The following is a 15,813-nucleotide window of genomic DNA, read 5'->3' as shown; positions in this document are numbered from 1 at the left end:
TTTAGCACCTCCTTAAATGGAGTTCTCTATTTAATTAAGATTTCGCCCTTGATGTGCAGTCCTCTAGGCAGATTCGCTAAAGTTTCACAGCCATTCTCTGTCACGCGAAAAGCTTCACTTACTTCAAAACCGGATTTGTCGTACCACATTCCCGGAATTAGATGAAATGTCATATTCGGCTCAAGGATGGTTCGGTCGCCTTTGCGAATGCTTGCAGTGTGTTCACCCCAATCCGGCGGATAATTCAACCCCACCGGGTAACCGAGGCGGGACTCTTTTTCGAAACCATATCTAGCAATCGATCTGGTCCAGACTTCGCAGATCTCCTCCAAGGCAATTCCAGGTCTGATCATTGCAAGGCATTCTTCAAGCCCTTCCAACGTCACCTGAACTAGTAACTTCATTTCATTGCTTGGCGTTCCGATATGGACAGTCCGTGCCAACGGCGAATGGTATCGTTTATAGCAACCGGCCAATTCTAAAATCACTGATTCATTTTTCTTATAGCGGGCGTCCGTCCATGTCAGATGAGGGGTCGATGTTTTTTCACCTGATGGCAACAGCGGCATAATGGCCGGATAGTCCCCGCCGAATTCCTCTGTGCCTGTCACTTGCGCACGCAGGATTTGGGCGGCCACATCACATTCACGGATTCCTTCATTTATCATCTCAATTCCCACAGTCATTGCTTTTCCGGCGAATAAAGCAGCCCGTTTCATGTAAGTGATTTCCTGATCGGATTTTATAAGCCGTATCCAATTCACCAATGAAGTCGCATCTTGGAAACGGGCATTCGGCAAGCCTTTTTTCAATTGTTCGTAGCATTTTGCAGTAAAATAATAATTCTCCATTTCAACGCCTATACTGCGATTCTGCTGTCCGATTTGCTTTAGAATATCAGCTACAAAATCCATTGGATGCTTTACATCTGATTGAACATACGTGTCCGGATAAGGAATGATGTTGTCATGGTACAGCCATGTTGTAATTTTTGCTCCATTTGCATCCATTGTCCGCCCTACCCAGATCGGCTGGTCTTCGTCGTCAATGACGATCAGCATCTGATGTACATAAAACGACCAAGCATCGTAACCAGAGAGGTAGTTCATATTTGCCGGATCGGTGATCAGCAAGACTTCTATCCCCCTCGCCGACATCCGCTCTTTTGTCTTTCGTATTCTTTCTTGGTACTCCGCTGTTCCAAATGACATGGAAAATCCCTCCCCAATGTATAAGGTTTTCGAATTTTCGGAATAAGGTTTCCGTGGGTTCAGTATAGAACATTCTCCACCAAACTATCATCTGCAATATTGTATGAAGATTTACATTTATCGTAGTCATATTTTCTTGTTGGTCCACGCCTCAAGAGAAAAAAACGCCATCCGAACTCTGAGTTGCAAGTTCGGATGGCGGTTTATCCATTTGTATGTTCTGCGACGCCAATTTCCCAAGTCTTCAGGCTTAAGTCCAATAAGAACAAATCATCGGGGTCAATAAGAGATAATCCCGTCAATGATTCGATTTTTCTTAGGCGGTACAATAAAGACTGGCGATGCAAACTCAAGGCCCTCGCCGACTGACTGACGTTTCCATGATTCTGGTTATAGGATTTCAGCGTTCCGATTAAGTCCATATTCCGCAGTTTATCATATTCAACAAGTGGTTTAATGGTGCTCATAACCACTTCCTTCATTTCTTCATTTTGGGCAAGAGTCAACAGCACCCGATCTATACGTGTATCACTATAGGGCATTCGTTGCCCTTTTCCTTTTTTCCGCCGGCCGATATCCAAGGCCAAGGTGGCGTGGCGATAACTTTCAGACAAGCCTTGAAAGCCTTCACTGTAATCTCCAATTCCCCAGGAAATGACGACTTCCGGCAACAGATGCTTTAAACGGCGGTTCGCCAAGTCCAAAAAATCAACGACGTGATCATCATTTGTTCCCGCAGGCTTTTCCAGATAAATCACCAGTTGGTATCCATGATAGGTCATCATAATTTCCCTTTTCAACGACTGGGCTGCAAAATAGATTTCTTCTTCTATATAGCGAATCATGCTTTCTGTCCATTGAATGTATGAATTATAATCTTTTTTGCGTTTTTCAAATAGCTCTTTGAAGTTTTCAGGAAACCCGACGATGCATATATACGGCAATTCCAGGTTATATCCCAGAAGCTTTGCTCTCGAAAATGCTTGATTTGCAGACGTGTATTCTCCTGTGGCAATTTCCTGGACGAAATCGCTGCGCAGGCTTATTTTCGTTTCTTCAATGGCATTTTTCCTTGAAAGCCATAACGATATGGTCGTCGCGGCATGTTCAAGCACCGCTATCCTGTAATGCGTCAAATAAGAAACTACTGGTGTTTCCTTCGGCAATACGACAAAAATGTAGCCTTGGGGATCTTCAGAAACTTGGAGAACCGGAATCTGCAAGATCACTTTACCGTCCAGAAGCGCCGTCCGGAATTTTCGCAGCAGAGGGTCGTTATTCACCAGATCCGCTTCTCTCCTTATCGGAAAATCACCCTGCATTACAGCATTTTTCCATTTCTCAATAAAACTTTGTGGATAGTCGCTTTTAGCCTGGATAAACCCGTTCCGGTCAGTTATCAGAAGTTGGCAATCCAGCTGTCGTTGAATGTACTTCGAGATAAGATCCAAGTCCGTATCGCCCAAAATAAGATTCAACAATTCCCGCTGTACTTTTTCTGAGCGTTCACGGTCTTTGTAGTGGGTATCATTGATGTTTTTCATCACTTCTTCGATAATAGTGGAAAACCTTACTTCCCAAGGAAGTTCAATAATCGCGAAGTTCTGTCGTTCAGCCAATTCTTTAACTTCTGCCGGAATTTCAAAAACATGGCGGCCAATTGCAATCATCAATGCCGAAGCATTTGAATCGATGATATCTTGCACAAACTTTTTAAAACTTTCCAGATCGCCATGGCATCCTATGGCAGTCGTTAGGACAAGTTCGTTTTGACGGACAAAATTTTCGACTGGCATCTCCATTACAGATACCCACTGGACAGTGCGCTCAGCCACAAAATCTTTTGCCGTTAAAATGCGGGCATTTTCTAAAATTCCATAGTTCAATACACTCTCTACCGTCAATTGCATGGTATCCCCCCATTGCGCTCCAACAGATTTCTATTTGCCCCAGGCAAATAAAGCTTGATGCAACTCTTTAACTCCAATTATAGCATTACAGAAAATGCGGGGGGCACATTAATCTGAATCAACAGTTTTCTTCCTCCCGTAGATGAATCCTTACCGGCTAGCTGTTCATCCATGAGAAGCATATGTTTTGAGCAACTTGAGCAAAATCGTAAGATCCACGTTCCTGCCGGTGATAATGACAACAAGTGACCCATTTTGATGCGGGATTTGATTGCCTAATACGGCTGCTATTCCAGTAGCCGCTGCGCCTTCCACGATCATCCTTTCCTGATCCATCATATAGGCCATCGCATAGCCAATCTCTTCTTCAGGAATCAAAACCAGCTGATCCATATATTCTTCAACCATATCAAAAGTATAGTGATTATCGAGGCCGATCCCTCCAAGCAAACTGTCCGCAAGCGTTTCACTTTCTTCCATTTCAAGCGGTTTACCTGCTTTTAAGCTTTCGTACATGACAGCGGACCGTTCCATTGAGACGCCGGTTATGCGGACATCTGGACTGTTGGTCTTTAAAGCCAAGCCGATTCCTGAAAGCAGTCCTCCTCCCGATAAAGGAACCAGCACGTCTGATAAAGTGGGAAGGTCTTCTAAAAGTTCCAAACCTATTGTTCCTTGTCCAGCAATAACATAGGGATCGTCGAATGGCTCGATTACGGTGTAGCCTCTTTCCTTCTCCAATTCAAAGCAGCGTACACCAGCCGCATCCTGGCTTTCCCCCCCTATTTCTAACCGGGCACCAAGTCTTTTCAAGGAATCCACCTTCATTTTCGGAACACGGCTTGAAATACAGACCCTTGCCTCAATTCCTATCTTTTGCGCTACAAATGCGACCGCCATCCCATGATTTCCAGTTGAATAGGTGGTGACTCCCCGTCTCTTTTCTTCGTCACTTAAGCTTAGGATTTTATTGGCAGCGCCTCTGATTTTAAATGCGCCGATTTCATGCGTATTTTCCAGTTTCAAGTAAACCGGCCGTCCTACTCTTTCAGATAATGCCAAAGACTTTATCAGAGGCGTCTTCTTTACAAGGGAAGAAATTCGTTTTCGTGCTTCCCACACTTCCTGTATTCTCATTTGTCTGTTCAAGCCGAAAGCCCCTTTCTCTGAACAAATTCTTTAGCTAAATCTTAGCCTGTTGCATCGAATATATCTATTGCTCAACATGGCTGATTTATCAGCCGAAGTTCCATACAGTTTAGCAAGGAGCTCAGCCGGTTTTCTTGTCCACGGCAAACGAGCCGCAAAAATCTTGCGGCTCAGCTATTGGTTTTCCAGCTATTACTGGTGGAAAGGATTTTTCCATTCCATCAACAATGCGTAATTTCTAGACTCTTGGTCTTCCACATAATTGGCTACTACGGAAACCGGTGTTCTTCCACAGCGCAGCAAAAAGGAAATGACCGGGTCTTTTATCTTCCCTGCTATTACTTGTTGTGCATACAGTTCTGCTGAGAGCGTATTTGAGAATTTATGATAGCCAGGCATCCTTCCCCCGCCCAGCAGACGTTCCAATCCATCGTGCACCACACGCTCATACATCGATTGCATCAGAAGCTGGCCAAGTTTCAAAGACCGGAATTTCGGCAGGATGCAAATATCAACGACATACAATGTTGCGCCGTCGGAGTTGTGATTTCGGATATAGCCATCATCTGTTATCTCCTGCCATGTATGCACGGGATGAGCAGGATCAAAGTCCGTCAGCAATGCCGTCATCGATCCAGCCATTTCTCCTTCCACTTCTATACACAACGCCCCTTGCGGATACAAGTCCACATGATTCGCCAATTGTTCATCATTCCACCAAAGTTCTGATGGAAACGGAGGTGGAAAACTTTCCTTCTGAATGGCAATCAGTTCCGGAAAATCAGCTTTAGTGTAATTGCGGATCTCCACTGCTACAGGCGTATCGCCGTCAAACACATACTGGGTCTTCCTGTACATGTGCTTTCCCTCCTTTCTCCTTATCATACTTCACTCCGGACTATGAAAAAAGCTGCTCAATTTTGAGCAGCTTGGCCATCGGATAATTAGATTGGTGGCAATACATTTGGTCCACTGAGGGCAACGACTGCCAATAATGCGGCATATGCAACAGACTGGATGAACAATCTCTTTTTCATCATTTCAACTCACCTCCATTTTCTTCATCGTAAGTTTGATAGAAATACGCTTTTTCCCACTGCTGCTGGTTTCGGTAATGGGCGGCGAGTTCAGCAGCAACAATTTTTGTTTCCTTTATATAACCATTCTTTCTGAAAAATGGAAACATTGTTTCTTCACAATAGGCCATAAGGTCTGGTTGGGAAAAATTTCTTTTCTCGAAATAATTGGCATAAATATGAAAATATTTGTCTTTAGGTGAGTTGCTTATCGCTTTCAACTCTTCAATCTGTATAGCTGAGTTTTGGCCGCCTTCAACCATGGACTCCAAAAGACTGGTCAAAACCGCTTTATAGAAATACGTGTCGGGTTCGACTTTTTCCTTTAGCGCCTGGAGAATCTCCAGAGCTTCACCGTGCGCATTTTTCAGCCTCAGCAACTCTGTGTAATTATAGAGCGTTTGATTGTGCAATACTGACTGTTTCGTCAGATGAGTATTGCGGATCAACACTTCGTAAAGGCTTTCTGCCTGAACCAGCAGATTTCTGCGGGTATAATTGATTGCCAAAAGTATCTGCGCATGAAGCAGCCGGATATAATTATGGTGCAGTTGAAAAGAGCGGACGGCCAGTTCGGCAAAATGCGCCGATAGTTCATGGCGATCAGCCAAAACCAGCATCCGGGCCTTTTGATAATAGAACTCTCCTTCGAATTTTTGGGGAATGCTTTGGATGCCCAGATCCAAACTGTTAAGAAATTCAAGAGACTTCGTGTTGTCCCCCATCATAGACCAGTACAAGGATTGAAAAAATTGATGAACCCAATGCTCCGGAGCCAAAAAAGACGCTTTCATACGTTCCAGCATTTTTTTCTGTTCTTCTGCTTTCATGAGCTCCGTATCGTAAATATAAAAGCGGAATTTATAGAGTTCGTATTGATTGACCAACTCTGTGGATTGGATATAATCATTTTCTGTTTCCAACTGATTGTATATCTCACGCATCGTTTCAAGATCATAATGGAGGGAACAATCAATGAATTTTCCAATGATTTTCTCCAAACGCTTATGCTTTTCAACTTCTTTGTTCAATAGAACGCCCATTTTCAATAACAAGGCTTTAATGGTCGATTCATGAGGACTGTAAGCATTGGACTCGATCTTGCTTAAATGTGAAATCGAGCAGATGCCTTCAGCCAGTTGTAACTGGGTCAGTTTGTTTTTCGTCCGGTAATACTTGATGATTGAACCAGCATTCATATTTTCACCCTTTTTTTACAGAATAAATAAAATATACCATAAAAAGAAACTTCAATCAGCGGTGGACTATCTTCCATTGATCAAAGCTCAATAGGAGCACATTAAAGCGGGATAAAAAACCCCGGCATGACTGCCAGGGTTGCCTTTTTTGCTAGTTGCTTATTTCATTATTGGACTCGCGAAAAACCGAATCCTGATGCGTAATCATCACCATAGCCAGCACCTGAACCCGACAGGATGTCATATGCTTTTGCACGATTTTGAAGGTTAGCTCTCACTTGGACATTGGTTGCACTTGGGTTCGTTGCCCATACTTTTGCTGCAAGTCCTGCTGCATGCGGTGAAGCCATCGAAGTTCCACTGATTGTTGCATAACCGCCCGTATACCAAGCTGAGTAAATTGCTGCACCTGGTGCGGATAGTTCAACATCGTATTTACCGATCGAATAATCACCATCTGTAGAGCTATAACCGCGTGAAGAGAAATCCGCTACACGGTATGTGCCATTTTGGATGACGTTTTCAAGTGCTGCCACTGCCACTGCATTCTGCAATGCTCCCGGGAAACCGATCGATCCTTGATAAGGACCTGAGTTTCCAGCTGCTGCAATGATCAATACGCCTTTGTTGTAAGCATAGTTGACTGCGTTCGTGATCAAGCTGCTTTCAGCGGAAGATCCCAAAGACATATTGATGACCACTTTCGTTTTTAATGCAGTGGCTTGATCCGCAACGTGGCGGATGGCGGCTGCGATGTCATCAGAAGAACCGGAACCATTGTCCCCTAAAACTTTATATGCCCATAAATCGGATTGAGGAGCCACCCCGTATAAGCCCCCGTTCCCGTTCGCCAGCGCAGATCCTGCGACGTGCGTTCCATGCCCCTGCCGATCTGTACATGTACCATTGGTAATGCTTGCACCAAGGGTGAAGTCTTTACATTGTTCTACGTTATTCGCTAAATCCGCGTGGTTTACGTTGACGCCAGTGTCGAGTACGGCGATGTTAATGCCGGCTCCTCCTGAAGACTGAGCAAGGTTGGCGTTATTGTAGATGGCCTTGATCCCCCATGGCGTTGACTGGGAAGCCGCCATTGTCGAGTATTTTGCCAGCGGTTCAGAAGACGTTTCTTCAATGCTGTATTCAGGAACTTTTTCAACGACTATATTTTTGTTTTTCTGAAGAGCTTCGAATTGTTTCTCATTCATATTGGTGGTGAATCCTTCATTATCAAAATCCCAGTGCACGCCGTATTGGTTTTTAGCGTTTTTCAGCTCTTTTTGGTTTGCCGTATCAATCAATACACGGAACTTCTCATTGCCGTTTGCTTTTTCAGCGGAATTCCCATTTGCGCTGACTCCCATTGCCGGTACGAGCAACGCAGCTGCCAGCATTGCTGTCGTGATGAATTTTGCCGATTTCTTCATCATTCAATCCCCTTTTCCAATATGGTTTATGGCGGCCAGGATCCAGCGACGGCGTCCCGCACTTTCACACATTCCCAACTTGATGGCCCTGCCACACCTTTAAAGTTAGCAGAAGTTTCAGTTTTCCGTAATTGGGAAATTTTTTCGTTAAACTATGTAATTATTCTTGAACAGGTCTAATTGNCCTGCCACACCTTTAAAGTTAGCAGAAGTTTCAGTTTTCCGTAATTGGGAAATTTTTTCGTTAAACTATGTAATTATTCTTGAACAGGTCTAATTGCTCAATCAAATATACCTACAATAGATTTTTCCAAAAAAAAAAGCCGTAAAGCCAAACCCTCATGGCGCTACAGCATTTACACTCAATGACCGTCAGTAAATTTCTTTTTTCATGAAATATATACAAGCTTCATATGGCTGCAGGACACCTTTAACACGCTCATCATAATTGGTCAGAAGAAGCTCCGCATCGTAAGGCGTATTCCATGTGCAGGTGCTGTCAGTTAAATTCGAAGCAATAAGCATTTTTGTATAGCGGTCTTCCCGGACGTACGCGTATACATCCGGACATCCGGAATCAGTCAGATTAGTGGTTCCATACACCAGCACGTCCCAATTTTGGCGAAGATGGATCATTTTCTTATAATAGGTCCAAATAGATTTCGGATCATCTTTTTGAGCCTCGACATTCAACCATTTATAATTCGGATTTACTGCAAGCCAAGGTTCGGTCTTGGAGAACCCCGCATAGTCCTCGCTGTTCCATTGCATCGGCGTACGGGCATGGTCACGACTGATTTTTTTAATAATTTTCATCAGTTCCTCATGGGATGCACCTTCCCTGCGATTATACCGATACATATTTTTAGTTTCGATATCATTATACATTTCAATATCGTCAAACGGCGCATTGGTCATGCCGATTTCCTGTCCCTGGTAAATGAAGGGGGTACCCTGCATGAAAAAATACATGCAAGCCAATGCCGTCGCACTTTCAAACCAATAATCCTGATCATTTCCCCAAATCGAAACCGTTCTTGGGCGATCATGGTTTTCCAAGTACAGCGAATTCCAGGCGATGCCATGCGCCGCTTTTTGCCATCGGTCCAGAACTTCTCTTAGATCCTCCACATCCAATCCGGCATCAAAGCTGCTGCTTGCCGCTTCATGGGCTTCCAGGTGAAAAATCATATTGAATTTTCCTTCATGCTCACTGATCCATTGTTCCAAATCCTGCGATTTGGTACTGTTCGCTTCACCTACTGTCACAATGTCGTACCCTGAAAAAGCTTTATCCCGTAGTTCTGCCAGCATCTCCTGTAGTCCCTCCACATCGGTGAATTTTTCCCACGCTGGAAGATAGGGCAGGTTTTTAGGATTGGGCATATCACTGTAATCTTTTTTTATGTGGTTGATGGCATCTACACGAAACCCATCAATTCCTTTATCCAGCCACCAGCGGATCATTTCATATACGGCCTCACGCATGTCTTGGTTTTCCCAGTTCAGATCCACTTGGTTTTTCGTGAAGATATGCAAATAATATTGATTGGTCTTCGGATCGAATGTCCAGGCGGGACCTCCGAAAATACATTCCCAATTGGTTTGTTGGTCACGCCATACATACCAGTCACGCTTCGGATTTTCTTTGGAGGACCGAGACTCCAAAAACCATGGATGCTGATCGCTTGTGTGGTTGATGACCAGGTCGATGATAAGCCTCATTCCTCTTTTATGCACTTCTTCAAGGAGACGGTCAAAATCCTCCATGGTGCCCATTTCTTCCATGATGGCTTTATAATCGCTGACATCATAACCATTGTCTACATTCGGAGATTTATACATCGGACAAATCCAGATAATATTGATGCCCAAATCGTCCAGGTAATCCAGTTTTTCTGTCACACCATTCAAATCACCGATGCCGTCTCCGTTCGAGTCCTTAAAACTGCGCGGATAAATTTGATAGACTACTGCCTCTTTCCACCATGTTTTCTTCAAAGCACTCTCCCTCTTCCTGAAATTGGAAATAAGTAGTGTTGAATCATGTTGCTGTTTGGCTCCACTCCTTATCGATCAAATAGCTGAAACCTGCTCTTTAAGGCTGTCCGTCCATTTCCAGTCGCTGATGTCAGCAGCCTGCGACACGTGGTGCGGCTTGCTAGCGCCTACAATCGCTGAAGTGACGGCCGGCTGGTTGAGGGTCCAGGCCAGTGCAAATTGCGACAGATTATAATCTTTATCGTCCAGCAATTCCTTATAGGCTGCAACTTTTTCAAAGTTGGCATCTGTGAAATAATGCCGGATGAGTTCTTCTCCTTTTGCCGCTCGGCTGTCTTTGGGCATATCGCCTTTTTCTTTGTACTTTCCAGACAGCACGCCTCGAGCCATCGGACTGTATATCAGTAATCCCATTTTCTCAGCTGCGCAATAGGGCGTTATTTCGCTTTCCAATTCGCGGGACAATAAATTATATTGTGACTGACTCGATACAAAATGCTCGAATCCATGCAACTCACTGATTCCCCGCGCTTTTGCCATTTGCCAGGCAGCATAATTCGAACAGCCGATATAACGGACCTTCCCTTGCCTCACCAAATCAGTCAGTGCGGATAGCGTTTCTTCCAATGGTGTGCTGTTGTCGAAACGGTGCACCTGATAAAGGTCGATCCAGTCCGTCTGCAGCCTCCTCAAAGATTCTTCTGCCTGCTGCATGATATGGTGTTTGGATAGACCCTGCTGGTTGGGCCCTTTGCCCATTGGCAAGCCCACTTTTGTGGCCACTACCGCATTGTTCCTTTTTCCTTTTAGGTAACGGCCAACAATTTCTTCGCATTCCCCAGTTCCGTACTTAAAAGATTCATCCTGTCCTTTGCCATAAAAATTGGCTGTATCGATCACATTAATGCCTCTTTCCAGCGCAATATCCATTATGTCAAATGAAGCCTGCTCGTCGATCCACCGGCCGAAAGCCATCGTACCTAAACTCAAGTTTGAAATCCTTAACCCTGTTCCTCCTAAGTTCTTATATTCCATCCAATCCCCCCTATTGACCACTGCCCGAATCTCCAGCGATTCCTTACTCTTTTTATTCCATATTCCTATGGAAATTCCTGCAATTAAGCTCAAAATTTTATTAGAAACTTCATTATAAAAAGCCATCTGTAAAATTTCTCTACAGATGGCTCCTTCCATTTCCTATTCCGTTTTATGGGCTTCAAATACTTTTGCTGCAAATCCGGCAACATAATCACTGCCGCCATTGTCTTCAATTGATTCGATCATCATGGCTAAGATGAAATCCGGACTTTCAGAATCGTAGGCGACAAAAAAGCCATTTTCCTGCCCTTCTTCTCCGATGGCACCTTTCAATTCAGCCGTACCGGTTTTTCCGGCAATTTTCACAGTTGAGCTATTGGCAGACTGTGCGTAGCCATCCACTACGACATTTCGCATACCGGCGCGGAGCGTTTCAGCATTGTCTGCGCTCAATAAGCCATCTTTCCAAACCTGTCCTTTTTCCTCGTCCATGAACAGCAGAGGCTTATACATGATGCCATCTGTCAGGAACGGCTCATACATCGAGGCCAAATGAAGGATGTTCGTCAACATTTGCCCCTGCCCAAATGAAGTATCCGCCAGCTGACCTTCAGATCCGAGCGTTCCTTCATTGGAAATCTGTGAGGTCTGCAGCTCCAAAGCAAATGGAACCTCTTCTCCGAAGCCGAAGCTCTGCAAACCGGAGATAAATGCTTCATTGCCCATTTCGAGCGCTTGACGGGCAAAGTAGATATTGTCCGAGTACACCAGCGCTTTGTTCAAATCAATTGGATTGGGTGCTTCCGGATGCAGACGCGAAACCCGGTAATCTCCCCATGAATCATCTTTTTGCCACGTCGCACCGTCAATCTGAATGCCTGCGGCTGGATCAAGCGTTCCCGCTTCCATGCCGATGGCCGCCGTGACAGGCTTGATCGTTGAACCCGGTGCATAAGCTGCCCCAAATCGATTGAATAAAGGATTCAAGGGATCTTCAGTCAATTCTTTGTAGCGGCTTTCACTGATGCCCAGCATGTATTCGTTCGGATCATAGGCCGGCGAACTGGCCAATACCAAAGTTTCACCCGTGTTCGGGTCAACTGCAGCACTGGTTCCTGCTTCGCCTTCCATCGCATCAAAGGTCGATTTCTGCAATTCTGCATCAATTGTCAGGATGACGGTTTCCCCGTTTTCCGCCGGTGTTTCCGCCACCGTCAGCTCTTCTCCTTGTTTATCAATCAGGATTTTTACGCCGTTGGCACCGTGAAGCCGTTCTTCAAGTGTCTGTTCAAGCCCTCTTCTGCCGATTGAATCCGTCGACGTATAGCCCTGGTCTTTCAGCTCTTCTAGCTTTTCTGCAGTAATGGGGCCGATATAGCCGCTTAAATGTCCAAGGGCTTCTCCATACGGATATTCACGCATAGCAGTTTCCTGATAGGTCACTCCTGGAATTGCTGCCGCTTTTTCCAATAGTTCCGTGTTGGTTTTGGCTGCTTTGGCAATCGGCACAAACTGCTCTTCCTGTACCCAGCTCTGTCCCATTTTTTCATCGATGGATGCTGCTGAAATCCCGAGAATTTCCGCCAACTCTTCTTTGGCAGCGGCATCTGTGAAGCTCTTAGGCACAACCCCGATGTTAAAGCCGGTTCCATTGATGGCTATCGGCTGTTCATTGCGGTCCAGGATTTCACCGCGCTCCGCTTTTGTTGTGGACACACGTACTTCGTCCCCTTTTTCCAGCTGCTCAAAAATGAACGATGGATCCCATTCAACAAACCACGCTTCTGTTTCTTCCTGTGCTTCAAACAATAAAGTCATTGTCTTTTCAAACTCGACCGGTCCGGCCAATGTATCCATCTTCACCTGCACCGGGAAATCAGCCGGGTTTTCAGTATCCCATTCTGCATCTTCCGGCGGCTCAGTATAGCTCACTTCGACATTTTCAATTGCCAGCTCTTCATAAAGCATTTGCTGCCGCTCGATAAAATCCTCCGAAGCGTAAGCTTCTTTTGTGCCGGTATTTAAATAAGCACTATACATTTCCGAGAACTCTCCAGTGTTCCAGTGTTCTATGTATTCCTTCAACCTGTCTTCAGGCGTTGCCTGCTGCTGGCAGCCAGCCAGAAATAGCAGGATAGCCAAAGCCAGAATAACTGTTAATTTCTTGCCCATACCATAACCCCCAGTTGTTTTCTTTATTTTACCAATAAATACCCAAAAGGTGAAAGGATAAAAGCTCCGCTGGAAGATGAATCGCTGAATATCATTTCTTTTCATTCCATTAGCCAGCATGCAAGCTGTTCGGAAAAAAAACTGTCATTTTTTCGGAGTAGCCTAAGTCGTAGGAAGAAAACACTTTAGTTGCAGATGAAAACATCCGCAAATAAAGTGTTTTTATATGGTAAACTATTTAACAAAAGATAGGAGGATGAATATGGTTGAAATTACATTTTCAGAATCAATTGGTTCTGTCCTAACACTTGAAAAGAGAACGCGCTTAAAGCAAATTCACGAAGACCTTTACAACAAAAAAGGTAAAGGCTCTGATTTTCTCGGCTGGCTGGATTGGCCAAGTACGCTTGATGAGGAGTTCATGGGGAAAGTCGAAAAAACGGCTGCCCAAATCCGTGATAACGCGGACGTCTTGGTAGTCATCGGCATAGGTGGTTCATACTTGGGTGCCAAGGCCGTGTTATCGGCATTGGATCCTTATTTCAGTAAAGAATCCGGACTGGAAGTGGTCTTCGCAGGGCATCAAGTCAGCGGCGAATACTTGAAGCAATTGCTTGCCCATCTTGAAGGCAAACGCGTCATGGTCAATGTCATTTCCAAATCCGGAAAAACGACGGAGCCCGCCATCGCTTTCCGTTTCCTGAAAGATTATATGGAAAAACGCTATGGCCAGGAAGCGGCAGAACGGATTATCGTGACAACTGATGCCGAAAAAGGGGCATTGCTGACACTTGCAGAAGAAAACGGCTATGAACGCTTTGTCGTACCTGCAGATGTGGGCGGACGCTATTCCGTTTTCACTGCTGTCGGCCTGGTGCCAATTGCGGCTGCCGGCTATTCCATCCGCGACTTGATTGCGGGAGCAGTAAGTGCTGAAGAGCTTTACAACAACACGGATGCTGATGAAAATCCAGCGCTGCAATACGCGGCAGTCCGCCACCAGTTGTATGTGGAAGGCTATACGACAGAAGTGATGGCGACATTCGAACCGAAGCTTTCATTCGTCCAGGAATGGTGGAAGCAATTATTCGGCGAAAGTGAAGGGAAAGAAGGCAAAGGGATTTTCCCGGCGTCCGTTTCCTTTACTACTGACCTGCATTCGATGGGACAGTACATCCAGGACGGCAAGCGCAATTTGTTTGAAACCTTCCTGCTGGTTCAGGAAGCAAACGAAGATTTGTCGATTTTTGAAGCTGAAAACGATGACGATGAATTGAACTATATGGCGGGGCTCTCCCTGCAGGAATTCAATCATGTGGCATATAAAGGAACATCAAGCGCCCATTTGGACGGCGGTGTGCCGCAGCTCAGCCTGACAATTCCTAAAATCAACGAATACTACCTCGGCCACTTGCTGTATTTTTATATGCTGGCATGTGCATACAGTGCCTATATGCTCGACATCAACCCATTCGATCAGCCAGGGGTCGAAGATTACAAGAACAATATCTTTAAACTCTTGAACAAACCTGGATTTTAAAACATCGAAAAAAGCTGACCTTTTACAGGTCAGCTTTTTTTAATGGAATTTTTTCAATCAATTCTTTTCCAACACCAGCAAAGCCGCTCCGAGTATGCCCGCATCATTTTCAAACTGTGCAATTTCTACAGCCAGCGGATTCAGCAATTGCGGCTCCAGCTTCTGAAGGAACAACTCCCACCAGAACTCCGCCGATTCCGAAACGCCTCCACCAATGATCATCATGTCCATATCAAATGCTGCCTGCAGGCTGCTGACAATAAAGGCCAGATCAGCTGTGAATCCTTCAACGACTTGCATAAAGGCTGGATCTGTTGCTGCATTTTCAAACAGCTCCTGAGGCGTTACGTTCAAACCAGCTTCTTTGATGCGCCGCCGGATGGCTGTGCCGGAAACATATTGTTCACCGCAGCCTTTCCGGCCGCACGGGCAAAGGACGCCGCCCGGGTACAGGAGCATATGGCCAAGCTCTCCAGCTCCTCCGTGCCGGCCGCCGCTCAAAAGCTGGCCATCCCATAGGACACCACCGCCAAGGCCTGTGCCAAGCGTCAAACAAACGACACGGTCAAGCCCTTTGGCCGCTCCGAATTTCGATTCAGCCAATGCCGCGCAATTAGCGTCATTTTCCAGCTCTACCTGCTTGCCAGTTGCTTTTTCCAATTGTTTTTTTACGGCTGTCCCTGACCACCCCGGAAGAATGTCGGTCGCGTAGATGACACGCCCTTCTTTCGGATCGACAAAGCCATGGGTACCGATGCCAATCGCTGCCACTTCAGGATGCAAGGCCAGTACGCGCAGAACCTGCTGCTCCAAATAATCATATAAAGGAAAGGCCGTTGGTACCTGTTCGTCATAAAAAATCTCCCCATTCGCATCAATGACGCCCATGCGAATTTTCGTTCCACCAATATCGATTCCTAAAACCTTTGTCATAAGAGCCTCCTAATAGTTGACTGAAGTAGTTCTATCATACAGGATTCGTCTAGTGGCAAACAGTATTTTATACAATCTTCTGTCAGTGTCACTGCACCTGCCCGTTGTCATCCATTGAATTTGTGTTAACTAAAATAAAATATAAGTTGACTTAAAT

11 protein-coding genes are annotated in these 15,813 nt (G+C 45.2%); 1 reads left to right on the top strand and 10 read right to left on the bottom strand.

Going from position 1 to position 15,813, the window contains the following annotated elements:
• Positions 1 to 26: 26 nt before the first annotated feature.
• The 9 genes from K8U60_RS06350 to K8U60_RS06310 form a co-directional block, all read right to left on the bottom strand.
• On the bottom strand, positions 27 to 1,211 hold the full coding sequence (locus K8U60_RS06350; RefSeq protein WP_223635939.1) for a M24 family metallopeptidase: 1,185 nt from the start codon (positions 1,209 to 1,211) through the stop codon (positions 27 to 29).
• 203 nt (positions 1,212 to 1,414) lie between these two features.
• Complete coding sequence (locus tag K8U60_RS06345) at positions 1,415 to 3,121, bottom strand: PucR family transcriptional regulator (protein WP_223635936.1); 1,707 nt, start codon at positions 3,119 to 3,121, stop codon at positions 1,415 to 1,417.
• 165 nt (positions 3,122 to 3,286) lie between these two features.
• Positions 3,287 to 4,258: a hydroxyectoine utilization dehydratase EutB gene (eutB, locus tag K8U60_RS06340; protein ID WP_411730348.1), complete on the bottom strand. Its 972-nt coding sequence runs from the start codon at positions 4,256 to 4,258 to the stop codon at positions 3,287 to 3,289.
• A gap of 204 nt (positions 4,259 to 4,462) precedes the next feature.
• Complete coding sequence (locus K8U60_RS06335) at positions 4,463 to 5,128, bottom strand: GNAT family N-acetyltransferase (protein ID WP_223635930.1); 666 nt, start codon at positions 5,126 to 5,128, stop codon at positions 4,463 to 4,465.
• A gap of 178 nt (positions 5,129 to 5,306) precedes the next feature.
• The gene (locus K8U60_RS06330) at positions 5,307 to 6,545 is read right to left on the bottom strand and encodes a helix-turn-helix domain-containing protein (protein ID WP_223635927.1); all 1,239 of its coding nucleotides are present in this window, start codon (positions 6,543 to 6,545) and stop codon (positions 5,307 to 5,309) included.
• Positions 6,546 to 6,712: 167 nt separating this feature from the next.
• On the bottom strand, positions 6,713 to 7,972 hold the full coding sequence (locus K8U60_RS06325; protein WP_223636044.1) for a S8 family peptidase: 1,260 nt from the start codon (positions 7,970 to 7,972) through the stop codon (positions 6,713 to 6,715).
• 372 nt (positions 7,973 to 8,344) lie between these two features.
• A complete protein-coding gene (locus K8U60_RS06320) occupies positions 8,345 to 9,973 on the bottom strand; it encodes an alpha-glucosidase (RefSeq protein ID WP_223635925.1) in 1,629 nt (542 codons plus the stop codon).
• Between the two features lie 75 nt (positions 9,974 to 10,048).
• On the bottom strand, positions 10,049 to 11,008 hold the full coding sequence (locus K8U60_RS06315) for an aldo/keto reductase (protein WP_223635922.1): 960 nt from the start codon (positions 11,006 to 11,008) through the stop codon (positions 10,049 to 10,051).
• Between the two features lie 162 nt (positions 11,009 to 11,170).
• Positions 11,171 to 13,183 (bottom strand): penicillin-binding transpeptidase domain-containing protein, encoded by a 2,013-nt coding sequence (locus K8U60_RS06310; protein WP_223635920.1) that lies wholly within the window; start codon positions 13,181 to 13,183, stop codon positions 11,171 to 11,173.
• 256 nt (positions 13,184 to 13,439) lie between these two features.
• Between K8U60_RS06310 and K8U60_RS06305 the strand changes: the two genes are divergently transcribed.
• A complete protein-coding gene (locus tag K8U60_RS06305; protein WP_317851911.1) occupies positions 13,440 to 14,723 on the top strand; it encodes a glucose-6-phosphate isomerase in 1,284 nt (427 codons plus the stop codon).
• Positions 14,724 to 14,780: 57 nt separating this feature from the next.
• Here the strand turns inward: K8U60_RS06305 and K8U60_RS06300 are convergent, their stop codons facing one another.
• Entirely contained in the window at positions 14,781 to 15,656 is an 876-nt protein-coding gene (locus tag K8U60_RS06300) for an ROK family protein (RefSeq protein WP_223635916.1), read from the bottom strand.
• Between the last annotated feature and the right edge of the window lie 157 nt (positions 15,657 to 15,813).

The organism is Planococcus circulans, assembly GCF_020023385.1.
GTDB lineage: Bacteria > Bacillota > Bacilli > Bacillales_A > Planococcaceae > Planococcus.
The sequence above is the reverse complement of the archived record's forward strand: the minus strand, read 5'-3'. Positions and strand labels throughout refer to the sequence as shown.

Coding starts and splice junctions, on each gene's coding strand:
- K8U60_RS06300 (WP_223635916.1), bottom strand. CDS start 15,656: ATGACAAAGGTTTTAGGAATCGATATTGGTGGAACGAAAATTCGCATG.
- K8U60_RS06310 (WP_223635920.1), bottom strand. CDS start 13,183: ATGGGCAAGAAATTAACAGTTATTCTGGCTTTGGCTATCCTGCTATTT.
- eutB (WP_411730348.1), bottom strand. CDS start 4,258: ATGAGAATACAGGAAGTGTGGGAAGCACGAAAACGAATTTCTTCCCTT.
- K8U60_RS06305 (WP_317851911.1), top strand. CDS start 13,440: ATGAATATGGTTGAAATTACATTTTCAGAATCAATTGGTTCTGTCCTA.
- K8U60_RS06315 (WP_223635922.1), bottom strand. CDS start 11,008: ATGGAATATAAGAACTTAGGAGGAACAGGGTTAAGGATTTCAAACTTG.
- K8U60_RS06330 (WP_223635927.1), bottom strand. CDS start 6,545: ATGAATGCTGGTTCAATCATCAAGTATTACCGGACGAAAAACAAACTG.
- K8U60_RS06325 (WP_223636044.1), bottom strand. CDS start 7,972: ATGAAGAAATCGGCAAAATTCATCACGACAGCAATGCTGGCAGCTGCG.
- K8U60_RS06335 (WP_223635930.1), bottom strand. CDS start 5,128: ATGTACAGGAAGACCCAGTATGTGTTTGACGGCGATACGCCTGTAGCA.
- K8U60_RS06350 (WP_223635939.1), bottom strand. CDS start 1,211: ATGTCATTTGGAACAGCGGAGTACCAAGAAAGAATACGAAAGACAAAA.
- K8U60_RS06345 (WP_223635936.1), bottom strand. CDS start 3,121: ATGCAATTGACGGTAGAGAGTGTATTGAACTATGGAATTTTAGAAAAT.